General features: G+C 66.6%; 28 protein-coding genes. 8 read left to right on the forward strand and 20 right to left on the reverse strand.

Going from position 1 to position 25,878, the window contains the following annotated elements:
* Positions 1–9: 9 nt before the first annotated feature.
* The gene (locus G6N55_RS15865; protein WP_169718496.1) at positions 10–1,239 is read right to left on the reverse strand and encodes a cytochrome P450; all 1,230 of its coding nucleotides are present in this window, start codon (positions 1,237–1,239) and stop codon (positions 10–12) included.
* A gap of 88 nt (positions 1,240–1,327) precedes the next feature.
* Between G6N55_RS15865 and G6N55_RS15870 the strand changes: the two genes are divergently transcribed.
* Positions 1,328–1,927 (forward strand): TetR/AcrR family transcriptional regulator, encoded by a 600-nt coding sequence (locus G6N55_RS15870; protein WP_085222396.1) that lies wholly within the window; start codon positions 1,328–1,330, stop codon positions 1,925–1,927.
* On the opposite strand, the gene G6N55_RS15875 is transcribed toward G6N55_RS15870, so the two are convergent.
* From G6N55_RS15875 to G6N55_RS15890, 4 genes are all read right to left on the reverse strand, one after another.
* A complete protein-coding gene (locus G6N55_RS15875; protein ID WP_085222395.1) occupies positions 1,924–3,348 on the reverse strand; it encodes an NAD(P)(+) transhydrogenase (Re/Si-specific) subunit beta in 1,425 nt (474 codons plus the stop codon). The genes G6N55_RS15870 and G6N55_RS15875 overlap by 4 nt on opposite strands.
* Positions 3,345–3,671: an NAD(P) transhydrogenase subunit alpha gene (locus tag G6N55_RS15880; RefSeq protein ID WP_085222394.1), complete on the reverse strand. Its 327-nt coding sequence runs from the start codon at positions 3,669–3,671 to the stop codon at positions 3,345–3,347. The genes G6N55_RS15875 and G6N55_RS15880 overlap by 4 nt, the downstream gene beginning before the upstream one ends.
* Positions 3,672–4,763, reverse strand: coding sequence for a Re/Si-specific NAD(P)(+) transhydrogenase subunit alpha (locus G6N55_RS15885; protein ID WP_085222985.1), 1,092 nt, complete (start codon positions 4,761–4,763; stop codon positions 3,672–3,674).
* A 73-nt stretch (positions 4,764–4,836) separates the two neighbouring features.
* Entirely contained in the window at positions 4,837–5,307 is a 471-nt protein-coding gene (locus G6N55_RS15890; protein ID WP_085222393.1) for a nuclear transport factor 2 family protein, read from the reverse strand.
* A gap of 178 nt (positions 5,308–5,485) precedes the next feature.
* On the opposite strand from G6N55_RS15890, the gene G6N55_RS15895 reads away from it, so the two are divergent.
* Together G6N55_RS15895 and G6N55_RS15900 are read left to right on the forward strand one after the other, a co-directional pair.
* Positions 5,486–6,706, forward strand: a complete 1,221-nt coding sequence (locus tag G6N55_RS15895) for an acyl-CoA dehydrogenase family protein (protein ID WP_139826892.1) — start codon at positions 5,486–5,488, stop codon at positions 6,704–6,706.
* Positions 6,699–7,523 (forward strand): tyrosine-protein phosphatase, encoded by an 825-nt coding sequence (locus G6N55_RS15900; RefSeq protein ID WP_085222392.1) that lies wholly within the window; start codon positions 6,699–6,701, stop codon positions 7,521–7,523. Before G6N55_RS15895 ends, G6N55_RS15900 begins: the two co-directional genes overlap by 8 nt.
* A gap of 16 nt (positions 7,524–7,539) precedes the next feature.
* On the opposite strand, the gene G6N55_RS15905 is transcribed toward G6N55_RS15900, so the two are convergent.
* The 9 genes from G6N55_RS15905 to G6N55_RS15945 form a co-directional block, all read right to left on the reverse strand.
* Positions 7,540–8,427, reverse strand: coding sequence for a cyclopropane mycolic acid synthase family methyltransferase (locus tag G6N55_RS15905; RefSeq protein WP_085222391.1), 888 nt, complete (start codon positions 8,425–8,427; stop codon positions 7,540–7,542).
* Positions 8,428–8,574: 147 nt separating this feature from the next.
* Entirely contained in the window at positions 8,575–9,438 is an 864-nt protein-coding gene (locus G6N55_RS15910; protein WP_085222390.1) for an SDR family oxidoreductase, read from the reverse strand.
* 53 nt (positions 9,439–9,491) lie between these two features.
* Complete coding sequence (locus G6N55_RS15915) at positions 9,492–10,934, reverse strand: aldehyde dehydrogenase family protein (RefSeq protein WP_085222983.1); 1,443 nt, start codon at positions 10,932–10,934, stop codon at positions 9,492–9,494.
* Positions 10,935–11,073: 139 nt separating this feature from the next.
* Positions 11,074–12,627, reverse strand: a complete 1,554-nt coding sequence (locus G6N55_RS15920) for an LCP family protein (protein WP_085222389.1) — start codon at positions 12,625–12,627, stop codon at positions 11,074–11,076.
* Between the two features lie 84 nt (positions 12,628–12,711).
* Positions 12,712–13,635: an SAM-dependent methyltransferase gene (locus G6N55_RS15925; protein ID WP_085222388.1), complete on the reverse strand. Its 924-nt coding sequence runs from the start codon at positions 13,633–13,635 to the stop codon at positions 12,712–12,714.
* Positions 13,635–14,576, reverse strand: a complete 942-nt coding sequence (locus tag G6N55_RS15930) for a class I SAM-dependent methyltransferase (RefSeq protein WP_085222387.1) — start codon at positions 14,574–14,576, stop codon at positions 13,635–13,637. The genes G6N55_RS15925 and G6N55_RS15930 overlap by 1 nt, the downstream gene beginning before the upstream one ends.
* A gap of 24 nt (positions 14,577–14,600) precedes the next feature.
* Positions 14,601–15,554, reverse strand: a complete 954-nt coding sequence (locus tag G6N55_RS15935; RefSeq protein WP_085222386.1) for a class I SAM-dependent methyltransferase — start codon at positions 15,552–15,554, stop codon at positions 14,601–14,603.
* A gap of 71 nt (positions 15,555–15,625) precedes the next feature.
* Positions 15,626–16,255, reverse strand: a complete 630-nt coding sequence (locus G6N55_RS15940; RefSeq protein WP_085222385.1) for a TetR/AcrR family transcriptional regulator — start codon at positions 16,253–16,255, stop codon at positions 15,626–15,628.
* Positions 16,256–16,257: 2 nt separating this feature from the next.
* On the reverse strand, positions 16,258–17,238 hold the full coding sequence (locus G6N55_RS15945; protein WP_085222384.1) for a pirin family protein: 981 nt from the start codon (positions 17,236–17,238) through the stop codon (positions 16,258–16,260).
* Positions 17,239–17,315: 77 nt separating this feature from the next.
* Between G6N55_RS15945 and G6N55_RS15950 the strand changes: the two genes are divergently transcribed.
* Positions 17,316–18,761: a chloride channel protein gene (locus G6N55_RS15950; RefSeq protein WP_085222383.1), complete on the forward strand. Its 1,446-nt coding sequence runs from the start codon at positions 17,316–17,318 to the stop codon at positions 18,759–18,761.
* Positions 18,762–18,765: 4 nt separating this feature from the next.
* Here G6N55_RS15950 and G6N55_RS15955 read toward each other — a convergent pair whose 3' ends face one another.
* Entirely contained in the window at positions 18,766–19,293 is a 528-nt protein-coding gene (locus G6N55_RS15955) for a Dps family protein (protein WP_232078761.1), read from the reverse strand.
* A gap of 95 nt (positions 19,294–19,388) precedes the next feature.
* Complete coding sequence (locus G6N55_RS15960) at positions 19,389–20,303, reverse strand: DNA-3-methyladenine glycosylase family protein (RefSeq protein WP_179968074.1); 915 nt, start codon at positions 20,301–20,303, stop codon at positions 19,389–19,391.
* A gap of 58 nt (positions 20,304–20,361) precedes the next feature.
* Here G6N55_RS15960 and G6N55_RS15965 point away from each other — a divergent pair, with 58 nt between their 5' ends.
* Complete coding sequence (locus G6N55_RS15965) at positions 20,362–20,751, forward strand: nuclear transport factor 2 family protein (RefSeq protein WP_085222381.1); 390 nt, start codon at positions 20,362–20,364, stop codon at positions 20,749–20,751.
* Position 20,752: 1 nt separating this feature from the next.
* On the opposite strand, the gene G6N55_RS15970 is transcribed toward G6N55_RS15965, so the two are convergent.
* The 3 genes from G6N55_RS15970 to G6N55_RS15980 form a co-directional block, all read right to left on the reverse strand.
* Complete coding sequence (locus G6N55_RS15970) at positions 20,753–21,133, reverse strand: DUF427 domain-containing protein (protein WP_085222380.1); 381 nt, start codon at positions 21,131–21,133, stop codon at positions 20,753–20,755.
* A 125-nt stretch (positions 21,134–21,258) separates the two neighbouring features.
* Positions 21,259–22,287, reverse strand: coding sequence for an NAD-dependent epimerase/dehydratase family protein (locus G6N55_RS15975; RefSeq protein WP_085222379.1), 1,029 nt, complete (start codon positions 22,285–22,287; stop codon positions 21,259–21,261).
* The gene (locus G6N55_RS15980; RefSeq protein WP_085222378.1) at positions 22,284–22,790 is read right to left on the reverse strand and encodes a nuclear transport factor 2 family protein; all 507 of its coding nucleotides are present in this window, start codon (positions 22,788–22,790) and stop codon (positions 22,284–22,286) included. Before G6N55_RS15980 ends, G6N55_RS15975 begins: the two co-directional genes overlap by 4 nt.
* 128 nt (positions 22,791–22,918) lie before the next feature.
* On the opposite strand from G6N55_RS15980, the gene msrA reads away from it, so the two are divergent.
* Positions 22,919–23,434 carry a peptide-methionine (S)-S-oxide reductase MsrA gene (gene msrA / locus G6N55_RS15985; RefSeq protein ID WP_085222377.1) on the forward strand — a complete coding sequence of 172 codons (516 nt, stop codon included), beginning with the start codon at positions 22,919–22,921 and terminating at the stop codon, positions 23,432–23,434.
* A gap of 126 nt (positions 23,435–23,560) precedes the next feature.
* Here the strand turns inward: msrA and G6N55_RS15990 are convergent, their stop codons facing one another.
* Entirely contained in the window at positions 23,561–24,886 is a 1,326-nt protein-coding gene (locus G6N55_RS15990) for a cytochrome P450 (protein WP_085222376.1), read from the reverse strand.
* Positions 24,887–25,013: 127 nt separating this feature from the next.
* Between G6N55_RS15990 and G6N55_RS15995 the strand changes: the two genes are divergently transcribed.
* On the forward strand, positions 25,014–25,619 hold the full coding sequence (locus G6N55_RS15995; RefSeq protein ID WP_085222375.1) for a TetR/AcrR family transcriptional regulator: 606 nt from the start codon (positions 25,014–25,016) through the stop codon (positions 25,617–25,619).
* Between the two features lie 45 nt (positions 25,620–25,664).
* On the forward strand, positions 25,665–25,877 hold the full coding sequence (locus G6N55_RS16000) for a TOBE domain-containing protein (protein WP_085222374.1): 213 nt from the start codon (positions 25,665–25,667) through the stop codon (positions 25,875–25,877).
* The last annotated feature ends 1 nt before the right edge of the window (position 25,878 follow it).

Raw genomic sequence — 25,878 nt, forward strand, 5'->3', positions numbered from 1 at the left:
GCGCGCCGGTCAGCCGCCGTAGGCGACGTCGAGGCGTTTGACCCCGTTGATCCAGCCCGACCGCAGTCGTTGCGGCTCGGCGAGCTTGGTGATGTCGGGTATTTGCTCGGCGAGCTCATCGAAAATCAATTTGATCTCCATGCGGGCCAAATTGGCACCGATGCAGTAATGCGCCCCATTGCCGCCGAAACTCAGGTGCGGGTTGGGGTTGCGCAAGATGTCGAATTGAAACGGGTTGTCGAAGACTTCGTCGTCGAAGTTGGCCGAGCTGTAAAACAGCCCCACGCGCTGGCCTTCCCGGACGGTGACACCGCCCAGTTCGACGTCGGCGAGCGCGGTGCGCTGGAAGCAATGCACGGGGCTGGCCCAGCGAATGATCTCGTCGACCGCGGTGGCCGGCCGTTCGCGCTTGAACAGCTCCCATTGCTCGGGGTTGTCCAGAAACGCGTTCATCCCGTGCGTCATCGCGTTGCGGGTGGTTTCGTTGCCCGCCACGGCCAGCAGGATGACGAAGAAGGCGAACTCGACGTCGCCCAGCGCATCGCCATCGATGTCGGCCTGGATCAGGCGCGTGACGATGTCGTCGGCCGGACAGCGGCGCCGCTCGTCGGCCATGTTGTAGGCGTAGGCCATCAACTCGGCATTGGCGGTGGTGGGGTCGCTGTCGAAGTCGGGATCGTCGGTGTTCATGATCGCGTTGGTCCAGTCGAACAACTTCGCGCGATCCGCCTCCGGCACACCGATCAGATCGGCGATGGCCAGCAGGGGCAGCTTCATCGCGATGTCGTCGACGAAGTCGCCGTCTGCCTTCAGTGCGGCGGTGCGCACGATTTCGGCTGCCGCCGCGGCCAGCTTCTCCTCGAGCCCGCCGATCGCACGCGGGGTGAACAGCCGCGACACCAGCTTGCGCAACCGGGTGTGTTCGGGCGCGTCGTGGTTGATCAGCAACGCCTTGGTGAGCTCGAGCTGATCAGACGTGACCCCTTCGGGCATGCGCATGACCGCGCCCTGCCGGTTGGTCGACCAGAGTTCGTTGTTGCGTGAGATGGCTCCAACGTCCTCGTGACGGCTGATCACCCAGTAGCCGCCGTCGTTGAAGATCGACTCGGGCTGGGCGTTCCACCAGACCGGCGCGGTGCGGCGCAGCTCGGCGAATTGGGTGACCGGAAGGCCCGCCAGCAATACGTCGGGGTCGGTGAAATCGAAATTCTCTCCGAACGGACACGTCGTCATTGTCATGTCGTCTCCTTTGACCGTGACGTCGATCATACATCGAACTAAAAGACGTATGACCTGTCGTTCGGGGTGCGTCGGATATCGTCGCGATGTGCGGACCCGGGGATGGGGCGGCAGCGTGCCGGCCAGCGACGAGGAGGCGGTGGCCCGCATCCTGTCGGCCGCTCGCCAGACCATCGACGAGCGCGGTGACCAGATCACGCTGGCGGACGTCGCACGCACGCTGAACGTGACCCGGCAGACGATCTATCACTACTTCGCCTCGACCGACGAGCTGCTGCAGGCGACCGCGCTCGGCGCGACCGCCGATTTCATGGATCACCTGGCTACGGCGCTGCACGGGCTGACCGATCCGGCCGCCGCGCTGATCGAGGGCATCTGCCTGACCCTGGAGCGCTTGCCGAAAGATCCCTACATCGGCCTGTTGCTGCGGACGTCGCGCACCGCGGCGTTCGCCGAACAGGTCACCGTCACCAACGAGACCGCCCGCGTGCTGGGACGGTCGATTTTGGAGCGGCTCGACGTCGACTGGTCGCCGTTCACCCCTGCCGCAGTCGACGACATCCTGCAGATCGTGTTGCGTACGTTGCAGTCGTTCATCATGTCGCCGCCGGCGGGCGGGGTGGCCGAATTGCGTCGGCTGCTCGCCGTGTGGGTCGGCCCCGTCGTCGCGGCGCTACCGCGGGCTTAGAGGGCTTTGAGCTCCTCGGCGACTGCGGTCACCGACTTCTTGGCGTCGCCGAACAGCATGCTGGTGCCCTCGCCATAGAACAGCGGGTTGTCGATGCCGGCGAACCCGGAGTTCATCGACCGCTTGAGTACGATCACCGATTTGGCCTTGTCCACGTTGAGAATTGGCATGCCGTAGATCGGGCTCGAGGCGTCGTTGCGGGCGGCCGGGTTGGTGACGTCGTTGGCGCCGATGACGATCGCGACGTCGGTGCGCGAGAACTCGTCGTTGATGTCGTCCATGTCCTTCATGGCGTCGTAGTCGACCTCGGCCTCGGCCAGTAGCACGTTCATGTGGCCGGGCATCCGGCCGGCGACGGGGTGGATCGCGTACTTCACCGTCACGCCCTTGTTCTCCAGCAGCGACGCCATGTCCTTGACGGCGTGCTGGGCCTGCGCCACGGCCAGGCCGTAGCCGGGGACCACGATCACCTGGTTGGCGTAGACCATCTGGATCGCGGCGTCGGCGGCCGAGGTCGCCTTCACCGTCTTGTCGCCGCCGCCGTCGCCGCTGGGGGCCACGCCGCCGCCCCCGAAGCCGCCGGCGACGATCGCGGGGATGGAGCGGTTCATCGCCTTGGCCATCAGGTTGGTCAGGATCGAACCGGACGCGCCGACGATCATGCCCGCGACGATCATCGCGGTGTTGTTCAGCGCCAAACCTGCTGCGGCAGCGGACAATCCGGTCATCGCGTTGAGCAGTGAGATGACCACCGGCATGTCGGCCCCACCGATGGGCAGCACCACCATCAGGCCGAGCACACCGGCCGCGGCCAGCAGGCCGATCATCCACCACAGCGATGCCCCGCCGGTGCCGGGATGCGCGTGCAGGCCGACCATGACCGCCGACGCGATCGCCCCGATCAGCAGCAGCAGGTTGATCGGCTGCTGGGCCTTGCCGAATCCGATCGGCTTGCCGTCGATGATCTCCTGCAGCTTGCCGAACGCGATGATCGATCCCCAGAACGAGATCGAGCCGATGATCGCGGCGAACAGCGAGGCCACCACGATGTGCACGGTCGGCGATTCGCCGTGCTGGAAGACCGAAAAGCCCTTGGTGTCAATGAATTCCGCCAGCGCGATCAGCGCAACCGTGCCACCGCCCACGCCGTTGAAGAACGCCACCAGCTGCGGCATGGCGGTCATCTTGGTCATCCGCGCCGGGGGAACACCCAGCGCAACGCCCACCACCAGACCGGCGATGATCAGCACCCACGACTCGGTGTGCCGGATCTTGACCAGCGTCGCCCCCACCGCCAGGGCCATACCCACCGCGGCGATCAGGTTGCCGCGCACCGCGGTCTTGGGACCGGTCAGGCCCATCAGGCCGTAGATGAAGAGCGCGAAAGAAATGATGTAGAGGATCGTGACCAGATAGTTCATTTCGCGGCCGGCTCCTCGCTCTTGGCGGGCGCCGACTTCTTGCCCTTGAACATGCCCAGCATCCGGTCGGTGACGATGAAACCACCGATCACGTTCAGGGTTCCGAACACCACCGCGACGAACAGGATGATCTGCACCGCCAGCGACGGATGCTCGACCTCCCCGAACACCACCAGAGCACCCAGCACCACGATGCCGTGGATCGCGTTGGTGCCCGACATCAGCGGCGTGTGCAGCGTGTTGGGCACCTTGGAGATCACCGCGAACCCGACGAATCCGGACAGCACCAGAATCGCGAGGTTCTCTAACAGCTCGTCGTACATCTAGGAGTCCTCTCCGCGCGTCACACACGATGCCGCGATGATTTCGTCGTCGAAGTCCGGGGCCAGCTTCCCGTCGGTGACCAACAGCTCCAGCAGCGCGGTGATGTTCTTGCTGTACAGCTCGCTGGCGTGCTCGGGCATCGTCGCCGGCAGGTTCAGCGGCGAGGCGATGGTGACGTCGTGGCGGACGACCGTGCGCCCGGGCTCGGTCAGCTCGCAGTTGCCGCCGGTCTCCCCGGCCAGGTCGACCACCACGCTGCCGGGCTTCATCGCTTCCACCGCGGCGGCGGTGACCAGACGCGGCGCGGGCCGGCCCGGCACCAGCGCCGTGGTGATCACGACGTCGAATCCGCTGATGGCCTTCTCCAAGGCCTGCTGCTGCTGTTCGCGTTCCTCGTCGGTCAGCTCGCGGGCATACCCGCCCTCACCGGCCGCATCGATCCCGACGTCGAGCCACTGCGCGCCGACCGAACGCACCTGGTCGGCCACCTCCGGGCGGACGTCGTAACCGGTGGTGCGCCCGCCGAGCCGCTTGGCCGTCGCCAGCGCCTGCAGTCCGGCCACGCCCACCCCGAGCACCAGCACCGTGGCCGGCTTCACCGTGCCCGCCGCCGTGGTCAGCATCGGGAAGAACCGCGTCGACTCCGACGCCGCCAACAGCACCGCCTTGTAGCCGGAGACGTTGCCCTGCGACGACAAGGCGTCCATCGCCTGCGCCCGCGAGATCCGCGGGATGGCCTCCAGCGCGAACGCCTGCACACCGGCCGCCTTGAGCGCGCCGATCGAATTCTCGGCATTGCGCGGCGCCAGGAAACCGATCAGCGTCTGACCGCTGCGCAGCTTGCCCACCTCGTCGGCGGTCGGCGGCGCGACCTTGACCACGACATCGGCGGCCCAAGCGTCCCCGATCGTGGCGCCGGCCTCAATGTAGAGCTCGTCGGGAAGCAACGCCCGCGCCCCCGCACCGGCCTCGACCACGACCGCCACACCGCTGCTTACCAGGGAAGCGACCGCCTTCGGTACCAACGCGACGCGGCGCTCATCGGCCCCGGACTCAGCAACTACTCCGATCGTCGTCTGCGCATCTGTCATGGCGCGTACATCCACTTTCCTTAGCTCAGCTGCCTTATTGCGAACTCCGCTGGATTGAACACCCTAGCGGCCACTACCAAAGCGGTATGTCTTGGCCGTGTTCGGACGCCGGCCGGGGCCCGAAGTAGCGCCTTTCTGATGCGTCGATCCGTATGTCGTTGATGCTGGCCTCGCGGCGCGCCATCAATCCGGACGGCGAGAATTCCCAGAGTTCGTTGCCGTAGCTGCGGTACCACTGGCCGGTGTCGTCGTGGCACTCGTACTGAAACCGCACGGCGATTCGGTTGTCGTGAAAGTCCCACAGCACCTTGCGCAAGGCATAGTCGAGTTCGCGCTGCCACTTGCGGGTGAGGAAAGCCACGATCTCGGCCCGGCCGACGACGTGTTCGCCGCGGTTTCGCCACTGCGAGTCGGGCGTATAGGCGAGGCTGACTTTTTCGGGATCGCAGGTGTTCCAGGCGTCCTCTGCGGCCTGGACCTTCTGCAGCGCTGTCTCGAGGGTGAACGGGGGGAACGGGGGACGGGATTCGGGGGCGTCGCTCATGAGTCCATCGTGCTCTACTCGAGCGCCTGCACTTCGCCGAGACTGAAACCTGGCACACCCGCGGCGGCGTGTCTTCGGCGTGGTTTCAGTGTCGCGTCGGTGGCGTGGAAGCGAAGCGTTTGTCCCGCGAGCGCCACCCTTACCCACGTGTCCTATCGTGGCGGTCATGGACTTCGCGATGTCGGCTAAGGCCTCCGACTACCACAAGCGGTTGTCCGACTTCATGACTGAGTATGTCTTTCCGGCTGAGGCCGCCTACGACAACTACCGCCACGAGGCCGGCCCCGACGACCACACCGTTCCCCCCGTCATCGAGGAACTCAAAACCAAGGCCAAAGCGCAGGGCCTGTGGAACCTGTTCCTGCCGGCCGAGTCCGGGTTGACCAACCTGGAATACGCCCCGCTGGCGGAGCTGACCGGTTGGAGCCTCGAGCTCGCACCCGAGGCGGTCAACTGCGCGGCGCCCGACACCGGGAACATGGAGACCCTGCACCTGTTCGCCACCGAGGAACAGCGCAAGCAGTGGCTGGAACCCCTGCTGGCCGGCGAGATCCGCAGCGCCTTCTCGATGACCGAGCCCGCGGTCGCCAGCAGCGACGCCCGCAACATCCAGACCGCCATCGTGCGCGACGGCGCCGACTACGTCATCAACGGCCGCAAGTGGTGGACCTCCGGCGCGTCGGACCCGCGCTGCAAGATCCTGATCGTGATGGGCCGCACCAACCCCGACGCGGCCAGCCACCAGCAGCAGTCGATGGTCCTGGTGCCGATGGACACCCCGGGCGTCAAGGTGCTCCGCTCGACGCCCGTTTTCGGCTGGCAGGACCAGCATGGGCACTGCGAAATCGTTTATGACAACGTCCGTGTTCCGGTGACCAACCTGCTCGGCGAGGAGGGCGGCGGCTTCGCGATCGCCCAGGCCCGGCTCGGGCCGGGCCGCATCCACCACTGCATGCGCGCGCTCGGCGGGGCCGAACGCGCCCTGGCCCTGATGGTGCACCGCGCCAACAACCGGATCGCGTTCGGCCGCCCGCTGGCCGATCAGGGTCTGGTCCAGCAGGCAATTGCCCAGTCCCGCAACGAAATCGACCAGGCCAGGCTGCTCTGCGAGAAGGCGGCATGGACCATCGACCAGCACGGCAACAAGGCCGCCCATCTGCTGGTCTCGCAGATCAAGGCGGTGGCACCGCGAGTGGCCTGCGACGTCATCGACCGCGCCATCCAGGTACACGGGGCGGCCGGCGTCAGCGACGACACGGTGCTCGCCCGGCTCTACGGCTGGCATCGCGCCATGCGGATCTTCGACGGACCCGACGAGGTGCACATGCGCACGATCGCGCGCTCCGAACTCGGCCGGGAACAATCGACCTTCGCGGCCGCGGTGACCCCACATGACTAATGCCCTGCGAGAACTGTCGGGGGGCTGGAACTTTCGCGATGTCGCCGACGGCACGCCCGCGCTTCGGCCCGGTCGGCTGTTCCGGTCCGGTGAGCTGAGCCGGCTCGACGACGACGGCCGCGCCACGCTGCGTGAGCTGGGCATCACTGATGTCGTCGACCTGCGGGCGAACCGCGAAGTCGCCCGCCGCGGGCCGGGCTTGGTTCCCGACGGCATCGAGATCCATCTGATGCCGTTCCCCGACCTTGGCGATGAGGCGCCGAATGACGACGCGGCGCCGCACGAAACCGCGTTTCGGCGGCTGTTCGAGGGCGACCCAGATCAATCCGACGAGGAAGTCAACCAAGCCGCCATCCGGCACATGACCGGCGAGTACCACGAATTCCCGTCCCGCAACGGGGCGCAACGCGCTGTGCAGCAAGTCTTTTCGTTGCTTGGAGACGGACGCCCGGTGCTCACCCACTGCTTCGCGGGCAAGGACCGCACCGGCTTCGTGATCGCCACGGTGCTGGAATCGATCGGCATCGATCGCGACACCATCGTCGCGGACTACCTGCGCAGCAACGCCGCGGTACCGGTGCTGCGCGACCACATCTACGAGATGATCCAGCAGCGCTCCGACGTCGAACTGACCCCGGAGGTCGTCACGTTCACCAAGGCGCGGCTGGCCGACGGTGTCCTGGGCGTGCGCCCCGAGTACCTGGACGCCGCGCGTCGGGCGATCGACGAGAAGTACGGCTCGCTGGACGCCTACCTGCGCGACGCGGGCGTCACGCAGGCGGATGTGGACCGCCTGCGCACCGAACTGCTCGCCTAACCCGCCAGGGCCTCGATCAGGGCTTGCGCAGGGTGAATTGGTTGAGGTCGGTGTAGCCCTTGCGGAAGAGGTTCGCGCAGCCGGTGAGGTACTTCATGTACGTTTCGTAGACCTCTTCGGACTGAATTTCGATGGCCTCGTCCTTGTGTGCCGAGAGGTTCGCGGCCCAGACATCCAGAGTCTTTGCGTAATGCCGCTGCAGCGATTGGCGACGCTTCAGCTTGAAGCCGGCCTGCGCCGAGAACTGCTTCACCATGTCGATGGTCGGCAGGTACCCGCCGGGGAAGATCACGGTCTTCATGAAGTCGCTGAACTCGACGATCGCCGGGGTCAGCGGCAAGCCCGAGGCGATGATCTCTCGCTCCGAGAGAACGGTGATGGTGTGCAGCAGGAACGTCCCACCGGCCGGCAACAGCTCGTACGCCCGCTCGAAGAAGGCGGTGTAGCGGTCGTAGCCGACATGCTCGAGCGGGCCGATCGCCACGATTCGGTCCACCGGTTCGTGAAAGCGCTCCCAGCCCTCGAGTAGCGCCCGCTTGGAACGCGGGCTGTCCAGCTCGTCGAGCGTCTTTTGTGCGTAGGCGGCCTGGTTCTTGGACAGCGTCAAGCCGACGACGTTGACGTCGTATTTCTCGATGGCCCGCAGCATGGCGGCGCCCCAGCCGCAGCCGAGGTCCAGCAATGTCATGCCCGGCTGCAGGTCCAGCTTGCCAAGCGAGAGGTCGATCTTGGCGATCTGAGCCTCTTCGAGCGTCATGTCGTCGCCGCCCAGCCAGTAGGCGCACGTGTACATCTGGGTGCGGTCGAGGAACAGGCGGAAGAAGTCGTCCGATAAGTCGTAGTGCGCCTGTACGTCCTCGAAATGCGGCGTCAACCCGTCGGCCGTGTCCGTCCCGTCAGACATGTTCGTGATGCCTTTCCCTGGACCCCGCCGGCGTGATGCGCCGGGCAGGACGTCGGGAGGTCCAGTTGCTGTGCAGCTCGGGGTCAACTGTAAGGCGAATCCTGTTGGAACGCCTCGCCGAAGGGCAGCAGGCTACCGGCGTTGTAGTCAGCCCAGCTTGAAGTTGGCCTGCTTGGCGGCGGACAGATCGGTGATCTGATCCCACTGCGCGGCGACGTCGTCGACCGTCGGCGGCTTGTCGAAGGTGATGCCGTCGTTCTGGAATAGCGCGACGCGCTGCACCTTGCCACCACCGACCACGAAAACCGAAGCGCTGTTGGGGTTTTCCTCGGTGCACAGGTAGGACACCACCGGCGCGACGTACTCCGGGGTGAGCTTCTCGAGCACTTCCTTGGGCAGGATGTCCTCGGTCATGCGGGTGGCCGCGATCGGTGCGACGGCGTTGGCGTGGATGTTGTACTTCGCCCCCTCCAGCGCCAGGCTGTTGATCAGGCCGACCAGGCCGAGCTTGGCGGCGCCGTAGTTGGTCTGGCCGAAGTTGCCGAACAGACCACTGGTCGAGGTGGCGACGACCACCCGGCCGTAGCTCTGCTCACGGAAGTGCGGCCACGCGGCGCGGATGACGTTGTAGCCGCCGTAGAGGTGCACCTTGAGAACGGAGTCCCAGTTCTCGAACGACATCTTGTGGAAGGTGCCGTCGCGCAGGATTCCGGCGTTGCTCACCACACCGTGGATCGCACCGAACTCGTCGAGCGCGGTCTTGATGATGTTCTCGGCGCCCTCAGGCTCGGCGACGCTGTCGTAGTTGGCGGCCGCCCGGCCACCGGCGTCCTTGATCTCCTTGACGACCTCGTCGGCCATGTTGTGGCCGGCGCCGGTGCCGTCGCGGGCTCCGCCGAGGTCATTGACGATGACGCTGGCGCCCTCCTTGGCGAGGGTGAGCGCGTACTCGCGCCCCAGTCCTCCGCCGGCTCCGGTGACGACGATGACGCGATCCTGCACTCCGGGCATCAGGTTCCTCTCTGCAATTGACCAACGGTCGCGGGCGACCCCGAGCTAGTGTGTCAAAACAGCTTGCGAGCCATCTTCAGGGCCCGGTCCGTGTACGGCGGGTAGGTGAAGCTGGAGAGGTCGGGGCGAGTCGGTTTGGTCAGCACCGACTTGCGATGGCTGAACTCCTCGAAGCCCCACTTGCCGTGGTAGGCACCCATTCCCGAGGCGCCGACCCCGCCGAACGGCAGCTTGGCCGTCGACACCTGGAACGCCATGTGGTTGACCACGATGCCGCCGGCCGGAACTTCCTGGATCACCTTCTCCCGCACCTCGCGCGACTTGGTGAACAGGTAGGCCGACAACGGCTTGGGCCGCGCATTGACGAAACGTATTGCCTCGTCCAGGGATCCGACGGTGATCACCGGCAGCAGCGGTCCGAAGATCTCGTTGGTCATCAGCGGGCCGTCCACGTCGGGATCGACGACGACGGTCGGTTCGATGCGCAGGGTCGACGAGTCGCAGCCACCGCCGACGGTGGTCTTGCCGCCGGAGGCCTTGAGGTAACCGCTGAGCCGGTCGAACTGGCGCTGATTGGCCACCCGCATGCCGGTCGGGCCCTCCGAGCGGAACTTAGTGATGGCGGCGCCGATCTTGCTGACGAGTTCGTCGCGGATCGTCGCGTCGGCCAACACGTAGTCGGGCGCGACACAGGTCTGCCCACCGTTGAGGACTTTGATCCAGGCGATCCGCTTGGCCGCCACATCCACATCGGCGTCGGCCGCTACGATCACCGGGCTCTTGCCGCCGAGTTCGAGCGTGCACGGGGTCAGGTACGGCGCAGCGCCCTCGTAGACCTTGCGGCCGATCTCGGTTCCACCGGTGAACATCACCCGGTCCAAGCCCTGCGCGATCAGCTCCTGGCTCACCGCGCCGTCGCCTTCGACCACCGCGATCGCGTCGTTGTCGAGGTAGCGCGGGACCAGCTCGGCCATCACGTGCGACGAAGCGGCCGCGATCTCCGAGGGCTTGAGCACTACGGCATTTCCGGCGGCGATCGCACCGACCGCCGGCCCCAGGGTCAGGTAGAACGGGTAATTCCAGGCGCCGATGATCAGCACGGTGCCGTAGGGCTCGTACTGGATCCAGCCGCGGCCGGGAAGCTGTGCCGCCTCGAGGCGCGCGTACTTGCGTCGCGTCCACTTGCGCACCTTCTTGGCGGCGTACTTCGCTTCGCCGACGGTGCCGGCGACGTCGCCGATGAACGCCTCGAACGGGTGGCGGTCCAGGTCTTCGGCGAGCGCGGCGTTGATCGCCGTCTCGTTCTCTTCCATCAATCGCGCCAGCGCCAGCAGCTGACGCTTGCGCCACTCCACGTCACGGGTACGCCCGGTGGCGAAAGTCTGGCGCAGCCGGGCCACCGTCGCGGGGATATCGGCGGGTCGTGCCGCCTGCGACGCCGACGAAGCCCCGTTGGTGGACTCGGACGTCTTGGGTGCAACCGATTCGGTAGTCATCGCTGTCTTCCCCTCTCGCACCTTCCCGGAGCTGCCCACGACTGTGGCCGCAGACACATCCGGGCGATAACCGCGATCCTAACCATCTGGTCGGTTGGGAAGTAAAGGCGCCGCAGATTGCGACAGTGCTGTTGGCCGGTTACTTGACGCAGGGAACGCTTGTTGCCGTCATCTGGCTGAGGTCGGTCGGCGCGGGAGCGCGATCGCCGCTGCCCGTGGCGGCCACGGTGTTCACCTGCCCGGACTGCTGGGTCTCGACGGCGACGCCCGGATGGCCAAGGTAGTCGGCCGCGGGAAACTGCTTTCCCACCGTGAGCCGGACGGTTCCGGGTGCTACGGCGCTGTTGGCGGTCGCCGGGACGTGCAGCTGGTCGGCCAACGCCTGAGCGCCTTGGTCGGCTCCCTGGCCGTATTCGATGAGGCTGTCGTCGGCCGGGGTCGCGGCGGTCGTGGCGCTGCCCCGGGTGTAGCCGCGGGCGGCGAAGGCGTCCTCGATCGCGCCGGCCAGGCCGTCGCGCGCGGTGGCGTTCACAACGTCGAGAATCACCGGCTGCGCTGGCGGCGTGGTCGGTGATGCGGCATCGAGCGCGGCCGGCGCGTCGGAGTAGAAGCGCTCGTGCACGATGCGCCGGATGGTCGGCAGGTCGACGAGGTTGATGTCGGATCCATTCGGATCCTTGCCGAAGCCGGAGATGGGCAAGGTGTAGAGCGACAGTGGCCGGCCGCTGAGTTTCGACGCCCGCGCGGCCAGGTCCATCAGATTCAGCCCGGAGTCGACGGCGACGTTGTCCTGGGCGACCTGGAGTAATTTCCGCAGCCCGCTCAGGCTCGACAGCGCGCCGCCGTTGCGTGCCGCATCGACCAGCGAGACCAGGAAGGCCTGCTGTCGCCGGGTCCGGTCGAAATCGGTGAACGAACCGTCGTCTTCGTCGCGTCGCTGCCGCACGAAGGCCATCGCGTCGGCGGCATCGATGCGCTGAACGCCTTGATGGAAGTCCGCACCCGAATAGCTGTCACGCGTATCGCCGTTGAGGCACACCGTGATCGGCTCGACGGCCTTGGCGATCTGGAAGAACGCGCCGAGCGTCACCTCGACGAAGTGATCGACCGAGATGCCGAGAAAGTCGTTGACGGCGCTGATTTCGGCCTTGCGGCCGGCTTCGCGCGCGGTCTGCTCGCGCGCGGCCAAATTGTTCGCGCCCGCCCCGTCCGAGTTGCCGGAGGCCTGCGCATTCAACGACTGCTGGTAGGCCAGCCCGTAGGCCTGCTTGATCTTGCCCACGCAGACCGACCCCGGACAGCCCGGCAACTCCGCATAGTCGTCGCGGGGAATCGACACCGCGGTGAGCGGCCCGTCGCCCTCCGATATGTGAACGATGATCAGCACATTCGCGTTGTAGCCGCCGGAGCTCTCGTCGCCGGCGTGCAGCGCGTCGTAAACATCCTGTGGTAGCGGCCGGCCGTTCTGGTCCAGTCGGCTGTCCAGACCCATCAGCAGGATGTTCTGATCCCCGCTCAGCGACGTCGATGCGTTGGGGAGCGCGTGGGAGATGATGATTTTGCCCAGGGCCGTGTGATAGCCCGTCCACCCCATACCGGTGAGTGCCATGACGGACGCCGAAGCGACCGCGGCGACGAACCGGCCCTTCCTCAGCGTCCAGCGCCGCGATTGACCGAATCCGCCGCTGCCCATAATGACTGAACATTGTCCCCGACGAGCTGGCGAAATCGCGGTAACCGCAACCGCGGGCCGACTTCCGGATCCGCTACGGAAAGGTCAGCTTTTGGTTGCGGTCACAAAGGTGTTCGCGAAAGGCCGGTCTTCGTTCTGCGGCTCGCGACCCAAGCGGGTGGCCTCCTCGCGGGCGTTGACCGTGCGAACGGCCCAGCCGTGGGCGGCGAACCACTCACCGCAGTCGGGTCGGCCCTCGTCTTCGAACCAGAGGTCGAACGGGTTGAACGAGGTGTCCTGGCCCCGCGCTTCGCGCTTGGCCTTCAGCTCGGCCCACCTTTGTTCGGCTTCCCGGCGCTTGTCCACGTCGACTCCGAAGTTCTCGACGGCCACCCGGCTGCGGGATCCGCTCAACGCGTCGATCGAGGCGAACAGCGCTTCCTGCGCGGCCGCCGGCAGAAACGGCAACAGCCCCTCGGCCAGCCAGGCCGTCGGCCGGCTCGGGTCGTAGCCGGCTTCGCGTAACGCCTTCGGCCAATCGTGGCGCAGGTCGACCGGGACCGGCCGCCGCTCGGCGATGGGCGTCGAGCCGTGGCCGTCGAGCGTCTCCGCCTTGTACTCGAGGACCTTGGGCAGGTCGATTTCGTAGACGGTGGTGCCGTCGGGCCAGTCCAACCGGTACGCGCGCGAATCCAATCCGGCGGCCACAATCACCGCTTGGCGGATGCCGGCGGCGGCCGCGTCGGCGAAGTACGCATCGAAGAAGTGCGTGCGCACCGCCTGGTAATTGATCATCTCCTGGGCGCGAACCGCGCCGTCCGGGTCGTCGTCCTCGGCGCCGGCCCACCACGCCGACACCTGCTCGCGAACGCCCTCGAGTGCGGGCATCGAGACCAGCGGCTCGGCGAACTGGTCGCGGATCAGCGGGTCCGCGCTGGCGGTCTCGGCGGCACGGGCCAGCGCGACCATCACCGCGGTCGCACCGACGCTGGTAGCGATGTCCCAGGAGTCGTCCGCGCTGCGGGGCATTACAAGCGCTCCCCGATCACGAAGTCGGAGAAGGCGTCCTTGTCGTCGTCCAGCTCGACGCTGGCGACCCGGCGGCCCACGCGGTCCATCTCGTCGAGCGAGTTCTGCGACGTGGCGCGCCAGCCGTGCTGGTTGAGCCACTCCGCGACGTCGGCCCGGTTGTCGTCGCGATACATCAGTTCTCCGACGTCGACGGTCTGCTCGATGCCGATCTCGTCGGCCACCTTCTTGAACCGTTCCCGCATCTGCGCACGCCGCTCGTCGGAGTGCGTGGGTGCGGTTTCGGCCGAGACGCGGCTGCCCGCCGGGCTCAGCTCGCCGATCTGGGTGAACAACTTGTCCTGCGCCTCGGCGGGCAGGTACATCAGCAATCCCTCGGCCAGCCAGGCGGTGCGCTGAGCCGGGTCGAAGCCGGCGGCACGCAGCGCGGCCGGCCAGTCTTCACGCAGGTCGATCGCCACCTCGCGACGATCGGCGGACGGGGAGGCGCCGCTTTCGGCCAGCGTGGCGGATTTGTACTCCAGCACCTGGGGCTGGTCGATTTCGTAGACGGTGGTGCCGGCCGGCCAGTCCAGCCGGTAGGCCCGCGAGTCCAGGCCCGACGCGAGGATCACGATCTGGCGGATCCCGGCGGCGACGGCGTCGGCGAAGTAGGCGTCGAAGAAATGCGTCCGCACCGCCTGGTAGGCGCGCATGTGGTGGATACGAGCGGCCGACTCTTCGTCGATGGCCTCGATCTTGGCCACGACTTCCGGGTCCAGCATGGCCTCCCAGATGATCTCGGCTCCGGCGTTGTTCACCAGCAACCGGGCGTACGGGTCGTGGATAAGCGCGTCGGGCTGCTCGCTTTCGATGGCGCGGGCGGCGGCAACCATGACCGCCGTGCTGCCGACGCTCGTCTTGATGTCCCAGGTGTCGTCGTGTGTGCGCAGTGAGCTCATGTGTGCTGTCCGTCTGTTGTTGGGTCAGTGCGATGGTCCGGCGAAACGCGCCCGCAGCAGGGTGCTGCGCACGGCATCGTCGGCCAGGTCTTCGGGAACCGCACGGCCCAGGCGGGCCATCTCCTCGCGGTTGTTCACAACGCTCACGTGCCAGCCGTGGTTGGCCAGCCACTCGGCGGCATCGGTGCGGTCGGGCTCGTGGAAGGTCAGCGCCTGGACGTTGACGTCCAGGCCGAGCCGGTCCCGCATCCGCTGCCAGCGGTTGGTGTTGCTGCTCGCGTTCATGCCGAACACCTCGATGGCGACCTGGCTGCCGGGGACGCTGAGCGCGGTGAACATCTCGAAAAGCCGGTCCTGGGCGTCGCTGGGCAGATACGGCAGCAGGCCCTCGGCCAGCCATGCTGTCGGTTGGGTGCGGTCGAATCCGGCCGCCGTCAGCGCCGCCGGCCAATCGTCGCGCAGATCCACCGCGACCGTGCGCCGGCTGGCGGTGGGGACGTGCGATTCCAGGACCTTGCCCTTGTATTCGAGCACCCGGGGCTGGTCGACCTCGTAGACCGCGGTCTCGGCCGGCCACTCCAGCCGGTAGGCGCGCGAGTCCAGACCGGCGGCCAGAATCACCACCTGCCGGATCCCGTCGGCGGTGGCGCCGGCGAAGTACTCGTCGAAGAAGTGCGTGCGGACGGCCTGGTAGTCGATGCCGAGGCGATGCCCGCGCTGTCCCTGCTCGTCGCCGTCCAGCCAGGCCAGTTCGGGGTCGGTCAGCCGGGCCCATGCCGGGCCCGCGGACGACACCAGCTTCCGGGCGAAATCGTCACGAATCAGCGGGTTGGATCCGGCCGTCTCCGCGGCGCGCGCGGCCGCGACGCCCAAAGCGGTGGCGCCTACGAGCTCGGTGATGGCCCACGAATCCCCCGCGGTTCGTCGCGAGGGTGGTAACGGGGGCTGCAACGAGGCGGAGTCGTCGAGATCAGTCATTTCGGGCCCATGTTACCCGAAAAAGTTAGTTAGCCTATACGCTTTGTGCGCGATCTCACTGCGCCTCAGGCTCACGCCTTGAACAGCGCGCCCTCCAGCAATTGGCCCAGCATGCCGGTGACGGCCTCCATCTCCTGGTAGCTCTGGACATAGCCGGCATAGAACCCGGCGCCGCACAGCACCACCAGAAGCGTCTCGATCAACGCATTCGCATCGATGGAAACGGCGAACTCCCCTTGCTCAATCGCATCGTTGATGACACGTGTCAAAAAGTCACGGCAAATTCGCACCGCGTCGTTTTCAGATTGACTCAATTCGGGATGTCGCTGGGATTCCAGAATCGAGCTGATCAGAAACGCCGACGCCGCCGGATGCTCGGAATTCGTCGCCACCGCCGCCGAGATGAACCCGGTCAGCCTCGCCATCAGGGTGGTCTCGCAATCAGCCCGGGCGATACCGGCGCCGAATAGGAGTTCGGAGGTTTGGCTCAGCACTTCCCGATACAGCACTCGCTTGCTGGAGAAGTAGTGGTTGATGGCCGGCCGGGTGAGGTCAGCGCACACCGCGATGGCCTGGAACGTGGCTCCCTCGTAGCCACGTTCGCTGAACACCAAGCGGGCGGCGCGCAAGATTCTCTTGCGCGTCTCATCAGCCTTTGCCGCGGGTGGACGGCCCGGCCGGCGCCTCGCCGTTGACGGCACCGTTAGAGTGTGCCACCCGTTCGGGTAGGCGCTAGAGCATTTGGCGGAATGTTGCCGAACTTTCCCGCTTGGTAGTCCTCCAGCGCCTGCACCAATTCCGCGCGCGAGTTCATCACAAAAGGCCCGTAGTGGAAAACCGGTTCACGAATCGGTTGTCCGCCGAGGAGAAGTACGTCAATTCCTGGGCTCGATGACGATTTGGCCGAGTCGGCAACAACGGTGATCCGATCGCCGGGCCCGAGCACGGCCAACTGTCCCTCGTTGATCGGATGACCGACCGGGCCGACAGAGCCACTGCCGGACAACACATAAACCAGCGCATTCAAATCGCGTCGCCACGGAATGTTGAGCCGTGCGCCGTTTTGAATTGTGGCGTGCGCGAGCGTGATTGGCGTGTGAGTAACCCCGGGGCCGCCGTGACCATCGATCTCGCCGGCGATGATGCGCAGCAATGCCCCACCGTCGTCGGAGGCCAGCAGCCTGGCGTCGCCGCCTTCGATGGCCTGGTACCTCGGCGTGGCGAACTTGTCCTTCTTCGGCAGATTCACCCACAGCTGGATGCCGTGGAAGAGGCCACCGCTTTCGACCAGCTCGACGGGCGGGGTCTCGATGTGCAGGATGCCCGAACCCGCCGTCATCCACTGCGTCGCGCCGTCGGTGATCAGGCCGCCGCCGCCGTGGGAATCCTGATGGGCGAATTTGCCGTCGATCATGTAGGTGACGGTTTCGAAGCCGCGGTGCGGGTGCCAGTCGGTACCCCTGGGCTCTCCCGGCTCGTAGTCCACCGCGCCCATCTGGTCCATGTGCACAAACGGGTCCAGGGCGGCGGCGCTGACGCCGGCGAATGCCCGGACCACCGGGAATCCCTCGCCCTCGTATCCATGCGGCCCGGTGGTGATTGACCGGACCGGGCGTTCGGTCTCCTGTGGGGTGGCCGCGCCGACCCGGGGCAACGTCAATGTGTCTGCGGTAATGGCAGGCATATCGACCTCCTTCGTTGAGAACTACTCGTATAACCGGACCGGAGTCCGCTTATTCCGCGCTGTCATAGGATGGCTCGGTGGAGCCGACGGAGGACGACCCCCAGCCCGCTGTCGCCCCGGATGCCGCCGCCGGCGGGCGATTCGGGGCGGCCATCAGAAACTCCGACTACCTGCGCAAGTGGTTCCTGCTGGGCATCACGATCGGCGTGATCTCGGGCTTGGGCGCGGTGGCGTTCTATCTGGCCCTGAAGTACACCGGCGAATTCCTGCTCGGGTATCTCGCGGACTACCGCATCCCAACGCCGGTGGGCGAGGGCGGCAGCCACGGGTCGGCCGGCTTCACCCGTCCGTGGGCGATTCCGCTGGTGACGACCGGCGGGGCGCTGCTGTCGGCCCTGCTGGTGGCCAAGCTCGCGCCCGAAGCCACCGGACACGGCACCGACGAGGCCATCGAGGCGGTGCATACCGATCCGCGCGCGATCCGATTCCGGGCGGTGCTGGTGAAGATGGTCGCCAGCGCGCTGACGATCGGCTCAGGCGGTTCGGGTGGCCGCGAGGGCCCGACGGCACAGATCTCGGCCGGCTTCTGCTCGCTGCTGACTCGGCGCCTCGGCCTGTCCGACGAGGACGGCCGGATCGCGGTGGCGCTGGGCATCGGCGCGGGAATCGGCGCGATCTTCGCCGCACCCCTGGGCGGAGCGGTGCTGGCGGCATCGATCACCTACCGCGACGACTTCGACTATCGCTGCCTGCTGCCCGGGTTCATCACCTCGGGAACGGCGTACGCCGTGCTCGGAGCGTTCCTGGGTTTCGACCCGCTGTTCGGCTACATCGACGCCGAGTACCGCTTCGAAAGGGCGTGGCCGCTGCTGTGGTTCGTGGTGATCGGTCTGGTCGCGGCGGCGATCGGCTACCTGTACGCCCGGACCTTTCACACCGCGGTCCGGCTCACCCGCCGGCTGCCGGGCGGGCCAGTGCTCAAGCCCGTGGTGGGCGGACTGCTGGTCGGGCTGCTGGGCCTGCTGATCCCGCAGATCCTGGGCAGCGGCTACGGCTGGGCCCAGCTGGCGGCCGATCGCGGATCGCTGATGGGCATCCCGCTGTGGATCATCCTCGTCCTGCCGCTGGCCAAGATCGTCGCTACGTCGCTGTCGATCGGCACCGGGGGCTCCGGCGGGTTGTTCGGCCCCGGCATCGTGATCGGTGCCTTCCTCGGCGCCGCCATCTGGCGCGTCGGCGAGCTGTCCGGGTTGCCCGGCATACCCGACGGGCCGGGCGTCTTCGTCGTGGTCGGCATGATGGCGTGTTTCGGCAGCGTCGCCCGCGCACCGCTGGCCATCATGATCCTGGTCGCGGAGATGACCGGCTCGTTCTCGGTGGTGCCCGGAGCGATCATCGCGGTGGGGATCGCGTCGTTGCTGATGTCACGCACCAACGTGACCATTTACGAGGCGCAGCGGCTCAATCGAGAGACCGCCGAAGCCGAGCGCGCGCATCGCGCGCATGAAGCCGCGCCCGACTAGCCGCTCACGACTTCTTACGCCGCGCGGTGTCGGCCGCGCTCTTTTCGGTCTTCTTGCCCTCGTGGGTCAACGTGCCGCCGGCGCTCTCGAGATGGGCGCGGACAAACCACTGGAACTTCTCCGACTGCCCGGCCTGACCGATCAGCAAGTCCTGGGTGACCTGGTCGAGTTCGTCTGTCTCATCAATGGCTTGGCGAATGTCCTCGATGACGCCGTTGTAGACGAGATCCAGCGCGGCCAGGTGCGCCTGGACGGTGTCCCGGCCGACCGAATAGTCGTCCCAGGAGCGGTCCCGAATGATGGCGCCCGGGGTTCCCTCGAGCGAAGCACCAAGGGCTGCAATGCGTTCGGCGACGTCGTCGGCGAACGCGCGCACCGCATCCACCTGGGGATCGATCATCTCGTGAACGCCAATAAAGTTGGGGCCCATCACATTCCAGTGAATATGCTTCAGCGTCAGGTGCAGGTCGTTGCAGGTGCTCAGTTGCTTCTGCAGCAGCTCGGCCAGCCGCGCACCCTGCTTGTCGGTCAATCACGGAATGGTGAACCGCGTCATCGATTGCCCTGCCTCTCGTATCCGTCAATTCACGACGGGTACCCGATGACCCGGCTCGAAACACCGGCTGGTCAGAGCGTGCGGATTTGCTGGGTCGGCAGTCGCGCGCCCCGGCGCGGCTCGTAGGCCAGTCCGCTGGCGTAGAGCACGCAGACCACCCGGTGGCGGTGCGGTCGCATCGGCTCCAGCAGTTCGAGCATCGCCTCGTCGTCGACCGGATGGCCCACCAGCGTCCAGCCGATCATCTTCGGGATGTGGTAGTCGCCGATCGAAACGGCGTCGGCATCGCCGAATGCCCGTTGCGCGGTCTCCGCGGCCGTCCACTCCCCGACACCCGGCAGCGACGTGAGCCCCTCGCGCACCTGCGCCGCCGACCGTCCCGACAGCCGTTCCAGCGCGGCCGCCCGGCGCGCACATATCACCACGCTCTGGGCTCGCCGTGGATCGACATTGGCGCGATGGAATTCCCACGACGGGATGGTGCGCCAGACGTCGGCCGACGGCGGCACCCGCATGCCGGCCGGCGCCGGTCCGGGCGCCGGTGTGCCGTACTTGGACACCAGCACCCACCATGAGGAGAACGCGTCGGCGCCGGGCACCCGCTGCTCGATGATGGCCGGGATCAGGGCTTCCAGCACCTGTCCGGTGCGGCCCAGGCGCAGCTGCGGGACGCGCGCCTGCGCCGCGGCAACCGTCGGGTGCGTCGGGACGAAGTCCGAGGCGTCGTCGTCGGCGCCCAGCAATGCGGGCAGTCGCTCCAGAAATTCCTCGGCCCCGCTGCCCCAGGCCTCGCCCTGCGCCGCGTCGGCGGCCACGCGGCTGATGCGTGCCGTGACCGGCCCGCTGGGCAGCAGGCTGGTTCGCCAGATGGTTCCGTCGCCCGGGGTGCGAAAGCAGGGGTCCCGCGGCCCGCGGCGCAGCGGCGCGAGGGTATGCCCGAAGCTGACTGCTCCGGGGAACGTCACCGTGCGCGTGCTCGTCACCAACGACTCCGGATTTCCACTCTGATTGACCGTCCACTACCTGCCAAGACACTATTGCGATGTGATGACGCCGTTCGACGCTCCCAATGCCGAGCTGGCCTGGATGTTTCTCCAGAGTCTGAGCGAAGGCGGCGACCTCGACGAGGGTTTCGAGTTGCTCAGCGACGACTTCAGCTACTGGAGCCTGTTCACCCGCGAGTCCTACGACAGGGAAGCGCTACGGCAAGCGACCGACCGGCGCAAACAATCCGTCGAACTCACCATCGATTTGCTGCGCTGCATCAACGAGGGCGACACCGTGGTGGTGGAGGCCCATGCCACCGGCACCACCTCCAACGGCGAGCAGTACGACACCCCATTCGTCTGCATCTTCGAGACCAACGACGGGCTGATCGTCTCGATGCGCGAATACAGCGATACCCGCGCCCACGCCAAACTGCTGGGCGGGTGACTTACTCGGCGGTGACGCTGATGTCGGCCTTGTTGGGGTAGAACGCGACGTGCCCGGCGATCTCGGCCACCGCGGGGTACGGCTGCTCGTAGGTCCAGATCACATCCTCGACCGTGTCACCAGCCGAGGTGGTCACGGCGTAGTAGCTCGCGTCGCCCTTGAACGGGCAGTAGCTGACGGTCTCGGTACGGGTCAGCCGTTCCTGGGCCACGTCGTCCAGCGGAATGTATTGCACCCCAGGGATAGTGGCTTCCCGCAATTCCAGCGCCGCGGTGGTGTCGGCGACGAGTTCGCCGTTGACGCGAACCTGAACACGTCCCTTGGTCGGGGCGATGGTGATCGGGTGCCCGGCGTTGGGTTCCAGGATTTCTTTGTGGGCCATGGTCGTTCCTCCTCAGACGTAGGAATGCAACACCGTCGAGCGCTCAACACTTCCCGGCATCGACCGGCCCGAATGCGCAGCGGTGGTATTGCGACATATTGCGAAACGCCGGCATGGGACCGAGCCTATTCGGGTTGGTCGGCCGTTCGCGGGGTGCGCATCGCGGCCCAGAACCGGGCGGCCTCGCGGATCGACTCCTCGATCGGGCGCGGCTCCCAGCCGAGCTCCCGCTTCGCCTTGCCGGCGTCCACCGGTGCTTCGGCGCGCATCATCCGCACCGACGCCAGGCTGAGTTGGGCGTCCGTACCGGTGAGCTTGGCTTTCAGCGTGCCCGCCGCGGCCAGGGCGTAGAGTATCGGAACCGAGATCGCGCGTTGCGGCGGCGGGACGCCGGCCTCGTCGGCCGCGATCCGGATCGAATCGTTGAGCGCCATCATCTTCTCGGAGACCAGGTAGCGCTCGCCGATGCGGCCGCGCTCGGCGGCCAGGATCATGGCCCGGGCCGCATCGTCGACACCGACGACTTCGAGCTGGATGCCGTTCATCAGGAACGGCAGCTTGCCGAAGACCGCGCCGGCGATGAAGGCACCGTGCGGCGTGCCGCCCCAGTCCCCGTCGCCGTAGGTGGTGGACACGCACATCGCGATGGCGGGCAGCCCGGCGTCGGCGACGTAACGCATCACCAGGTCTTCGGCCTGGACCCGGGATTGCACGTAGGGGGTCAGCCCGCCCGATGCGATCACGTCGTCTTCGGTCGCCACGTGACCGTGCCGCCGGCCCACGGTGGCGTAGGTGCTGGTGAAGATGAACCTGCGCAGGTTCGGTTGGTTGACGGCGACATCGAGAACGTTGCGCACGCCCTCGACGTTGGTGCGAAACAGCGGCGCCGTGTCACGCAGCCAAGCGCGGGTGTCGACGACGCAGTAGTAGACGTCGTCGACACCGTCCATCGCCTCGCGCACCGTGGCGGTGTCGAAGACATCGCCGTGGAAGCGGGTGACTTCGAGGTCGTCGATGGAGCGGGTGTTCGCGCCCTCGCGCACCATCACCCGCACCTCGAAGTCTTCGGCGGCACCCTTGGCGACGAGCTGGCGGGTGACATGCGAGCCCAGAAAGCCGTTGGCGCCGATGACAAGTTTGGGTTTGCCGCTCACTGAGCGCCTCCGTACTGCTCCAGGAAGCGCGCGGCGTCCTCGTCGAGGGTGCCGAGTTCTGCCGCCTTGCGGCACCACTTCAAGGCGGCCTGCACGAAACGCAGCGGGTTGTAGATGTCTTCTTGCTGACGCCACAGGCCGTCGCCGGCGTAGGTGATGATCGAGATGTTCGTCTCGCCGATCACGGTGCCGTCACCGGGATCGCGCATCGGGTTGTCGAGTTCCATGATGATGCGCCCGGTGGGCTCGTCGATCACCGACCACAGCGAGGGAAACGCGACCATGTGGCTGCCCGGAAAACTGCCCATCGTCCGGCTGATCCACTCGCGGACCTCGTCGCGGCCGTGCATGGTGCCCGCGGCGTGTTCGATGTACAGCACGTCGGGCGTGTAGTGCTGGACCCAGGCGTCCCAGTCGTGTGATTGCGCTGCCGCATCGACGGTCGCCTCGAATTTCGCGAAAGCATCGACGAGTTCGCTACGGGAGAATTGCGGGCTGTTCACGCCAAAACTAGAACACGTTCTACCGCGGTTTGTCGAGGCCTTCGCCTCGCGGGTGTACCCGGTGGCGAACATCAGGATAATCGGAAGCAGGTTGCGACCATTCGGTCCGAGCGAAACGAGGCGATCACATGACCAACACGCAAAAGGCGATCCTTGCGGGCGGCTGCTTCTGGGGCGTGCAGGACCTGATCCGCAAGCAGCCGGGCGTGATCTCGAGCCGGGTCGGTTACAGCGGCGGCGACGTTCCCAACGCGACGTACCGCAACCACGGCACGCACGCCGAGGCCGTCGAGATCGTCTTCGACCCGACGGTGACGGACTACCGCACGTTGCTCGAGTTCTTCTTCCAGATCCACGACCCGACCACCAAGGACCGGCAGGGCAACGACCGCGGCAAGAGCTACCGGTCGGCGATCTTCTACGTCGACGACGAGCAGAAGCAAATCGCGCTGGACACCATCGCGGACGTCGAGGCCTCGGGACTATGGCCCGGGAAGGTCGTGACCGAGGTCAGTCCGGCCGGGGACTTCTGGGAGGCCGAGCCGGAACACCAGGACTACCTGGAGCGCTTCCCGAGCGGATACACCTGCCACTTCATCCGCCCCGGCTGGAAGCTGCCGCGGCGCGCTTCTGCCAGCCAGTAGCCCTCAGCGCCGCCGAGCCTGCGCTGAGGGCTAGCTTTTCGGTCGATTTCAGGGCCTGAACGCAGTCTCGATGCCGCCACCGCAGACTCGAGTGCGCCGCGGCGCGCTTCTGCCAGCCAGTAGCCCTCAGCGCCGCCGCACCACAACCCGCCCGCCGCCCTTGGGGGTGAACGCGACCCCGCGGCAATGCCAAGGCTCGTCGGGGGCATTCGTGGTCTCAATAGTGAAGTGGCGCAACACCGTTCGCAGCACCACATCCATCTCCATGTTGGCGAATGCCGCGCCCACACACCGGCGGGTACCCCCGCCGAACGGGATCCAGGACAGTGCCGACGGTTTCGACTCGATGAAGCGCTGCGGGTCGAAACGCGCTGGATCGGCGAACACGTCGGGATTGTCGTGGATCTGTGCGATGCCGACGATGATCGAATAACCGCGTGGAATCACCCACTCGCCCAGCCGATAAGTCTCCGGGTACACGTGACGGCCGGCGAAATCGATTACCGTCCTTGCCCGTTGGACCTCCAGGATCGTTGCCTGGCGCAACTCGCCGCCCGTCCCGTCGGCCTCCCCGACGAGCTGGGCCAGTAGCTGCGGGTGGCGGCTGATGCGCTCGAATGCCCATGCCAGCGTCGACGCGGTGGTCTCGTGCCCGGCGGCCAGTAGCGCGAGGAGCTCGTCGCCAATGTCCTTGTGCGACATGGTCGAACCATCTTCATAAGTGCTGCGCAGCAGCAGCGCGAGCACGTCGGCCCGGTCGGTGAAGTTCGGGTCCGCCTGCTCGGCCGCGATCAGCTTCTCGATGACGTTGTCGTACTGGCGCCGCCACTCGTCGAGGCGGTGCCAGGGGCTGAACCGGCCGTAGTCCCGCTTGGGTTTAGGCAGCGCCGCCAGGCGTGAGCCCAGGGTGACCCACGGCGGGATGAGCCGGCGCAGTTCGTCGAGCTCGGCGCCGTCGGCGCCGAACACCGCACGCAGGATTGCATTCAGCGTGATTCGCATCATCGGCGCCAGCGTCGGGAACGACTGGCCCTGCGGCCAGTCGGCGGTCTCGCGCAGTGTCTCCTCCTCGATGATGCTCTCGTAGTTCTTCATGCTCTTGCCGTGGAACGGCGGCGCGAGCAACCGTCGGCGGCGGCGGTGGTCGTCGCCCTCGAGCCCGAACACCGATCCGTACCCGAACAGCCTGCTCAGATTGGGCTGGATATTGCCGAGCTCGTCTGGGCTGGTGGTGAAGATCTGCTTGGCCAGCTGCGGGTCGCTGACCATGACGACGCGCCCCCACATCGGCAGCTTCAGTGCGAATACGTTGCCATAGCGGCGCGAGAGTCGCCGCATCATCGAGCGCCGCGACGTCGCAAATCCCAAGCCCTGCACCAACTTCGGAAGCCGAACGGCCGGGGGCAAGCTGACCGTGGCGGCCGGCGGTGCGGCGGTGACTACTTCGCTCATGACCTCGCTGCTCCCATCATCCGCCCCGGTGAGGGTTGGTACCGCGGTGTACCAGCGACCTTTCGGTGTACGGTACTCTGTGGTACCGAACCTGACAAGGGTGTAAACACCGAAAGGGCCACCGACCATGACGTCCGCGACGACGGTGATAGACGCGGTTGTCGACGATCCTTTTCGGCTCCGGCTGCTCGACGGCCTCGCCACCTCGATCGGCGAGCGTGGCTATCGCGCCAGCACCGTCGCCGACGTCGTGCGCCACGCGCGCACGTCCAAGCGCACCTTCTACGACCAGTTCGCCAGCAAGGAAGAGTGCTTCCTCGAGCTATTGGCCACCGACATCGAAAAGCTCGGCGAGAGCATCGCCGCCGCGGTCGATCCCGAGACGGACTGGCACCTGCAGATCCGCCAGGCGGTCGAGGCCTACGTCGCGTATATCGAAGCGCGGCCGGCTATTACGTTGAGCTGGATTCGCGAGCTCCCCTCGTTGGGAGCCGCCGGTCGCCCGGTCCAGCGCCGCGGCATCCAGCTGCTGTCCGACCTGCTGATCGACCTCAGCGACAGCCCCGGGTTTCAGCGTGCCGACCTGCCGCCCCTGACCCCGCCGCTGGCCGTGATCTTGCTGGGCGGGCTGCGCGAATTGACCGCGCTCGCCGTTGAAGACGGAAAGCCCGTGCGCGAGATCGTCGAACCTGCCGTCGACGCGAGCATCGCACTGCTCGGGCCTCGCCACTAGACGCCGGGTTAGGCTCATCGCACCCCTAGACACGTAAGGACTGCGATGCGGCTATCCACTCGAAACCAGCTCAAAGGGACCATTACCGAGGTTGACCTCGGGACCGTGATGGCGGTCGTGAAGATCAAGCTCGATGGCGGCGATCAAATCGTCACGTCGTCGGTCACCAAGGACGCGGCAGTCGATCTCGGCCTGGCGGTCGGTCAGCCCGCGACGGTGTTCATCAAGTCCACCGAAGTCACCATCGGGGTCGAGTAAC

The organism is Mycobacterium florentinum (assembly GCF_010730355.1).
Taxonomy (GTDB): Bacteria; Actinomycetota; Actinomycetes; order Mycobacteriales; family Mycobacteriaceae; genus Mycobacterium; species Mycobacterium florentinum.

Excerpts from the sequence above, each read along its gene's own strand:
- G6N55_RS15970 (WP_085222380.1), bottom strand. The coding sequence starts at position 21,133 with ATGGCCCACAAAGAAATCCTGGAACCCAACGCCGGGCACCCGATCACC.
- G6N55_RS15990 (WP_085222376.1), bottom strand. The coding sequence starts at position 24,886 with ATGAGCGAAGTAGTCACCGCCGCACCGCCGGCCGCCACGGTCAGCTTG.
- G6N55_RS15880 (WP_085222394.1), bottom strand. The coding sequence starts at position 3,671 with ATGTACGACGAGCTGTTAGAGAACCTCGCGATTCTGGTGCTGTCCGGA.
- G6N55_RS15915 (WP_085222983.1), bottom strand. The coding sequence starts at position 10,934 with ATGACTACCGAATCGGTTGCACCCAAGACGTCCGAGTCCACCAACGGG.
- G6N55_RS15890 (WP_085222393.1), bottom strand. The coding sequence starts at position 5,307 with ATGAGCGACGCCCCCGAATCCCGTCCCCCGTTCCCCCCGTTCACCCTC.
- G6N55_RS15995 (WP_085222375.1), top strand. The coding sequence starts at position 25,014 with ATGACGTCCGCGACGACGGTGATAGACGCGGTTGTCGACGATCCTTTT.
- G6N55_RS15895 (WP_139826892.1), top strand. The coding sequence starts at position 5,486 with ATGTCGGCTAAGGCCTCCGACTACCACAAGCGGTTGTCCGACTTCATG.
- G6N55_RS15930 (WP_085222387.1), bottom strand. The coding sequence starts at position 14,576 with ATGAGCTCACTGCGCACACACGACGACACCTGGGACATCAAGACGAGC.
- G6N55_RS16000 (WP_085222374.1), top strand. The coding sequence starts at position 25,665 with ATGCGGCTATCCACTCGAAACCAGCTCAAAGGGACCATTACCGAGGTT.
- G6N55_RS15905 (WP_085222391.1), bottom strand. The coding sequence starts at position 8,427 with ATGTCTGACGGGACGGACACGGCCGACGGGTTGACGCCGCATTTCGAG.
- G6N55_RS15865 (WP_169718496.1), bottom strand. The coding sequence starts at position 1,239 with ATGACAATGACGACGTGTCCGTTCGGAGAGAATTTCGATTTCACCGAC.
- G6N55_RS15875 (WP_085222395.1), bottom strand. The coding sequence starts at position 3,348 with ATGAACTATCTGGTCACGATCCTCTACATCATTTCTTTCGCGCTCTTC.
- msrA (WP_085222377.1), top strand. The coding sequence starts at position 22,919 with ATGACCAACACGCAAAAGGCGATCCTTGCGGGCGGCTGCTTCTGGGGC.
- G6N55_RS15900 (WP_085222392.1), top strand. The coding sequence starts at position 6,699 with ATGACTAATGCCCTGCGAGAACTGTCGGGGGGCTGGAACTTTCGCGAT.
- G6N55_RS15945 (WP_085222384.1), bottom strand. The coding sequence starts at position 17,238 with ATGCCTGCCATTACCGCAGACACATTGACGTTGCCCCGGGTCGGCGCG.
- G6N55_RS15935 (WP_085222386.1), bottom strand. The coding sequence starts at position 15,554 with ATGACTGATCTCGACGACTCCGCCTCGTTGCAGCCCCCGTTACCACCC.
- G6N55_RS15920 (WP_085222389.1), bottom strand. The coding sequence starts at position 12,627 with ATGGGCAGCGGCGGATTCGGTCAATCGCGGCGCTGGACGCTGAGGAAG.
- G6N55_RS15925 (WP_085222388.1), bottom strand. The coding sequence starts at position 13,635 with ATGCCCCGCAGCGCGGACGACTCCTGGGACATCGCTACCAGCGTCGGT.
- G6N55_RS15885 (WP_085222985.1), bottom strand. The coding sequence starts at position 4,763 with ATGACAGATGCGCAGACGACGATCGGAGTAGTTGCTGAGTCCGGGGCC.
- G6N55_RS15910 (WP_085222390.1), bottom strand. The coding sequence starts at position 9,438 with ATGCCCGGAGTGCAGGATCGCGTCATCGTCGTCACCGGAGCCGGCGGA.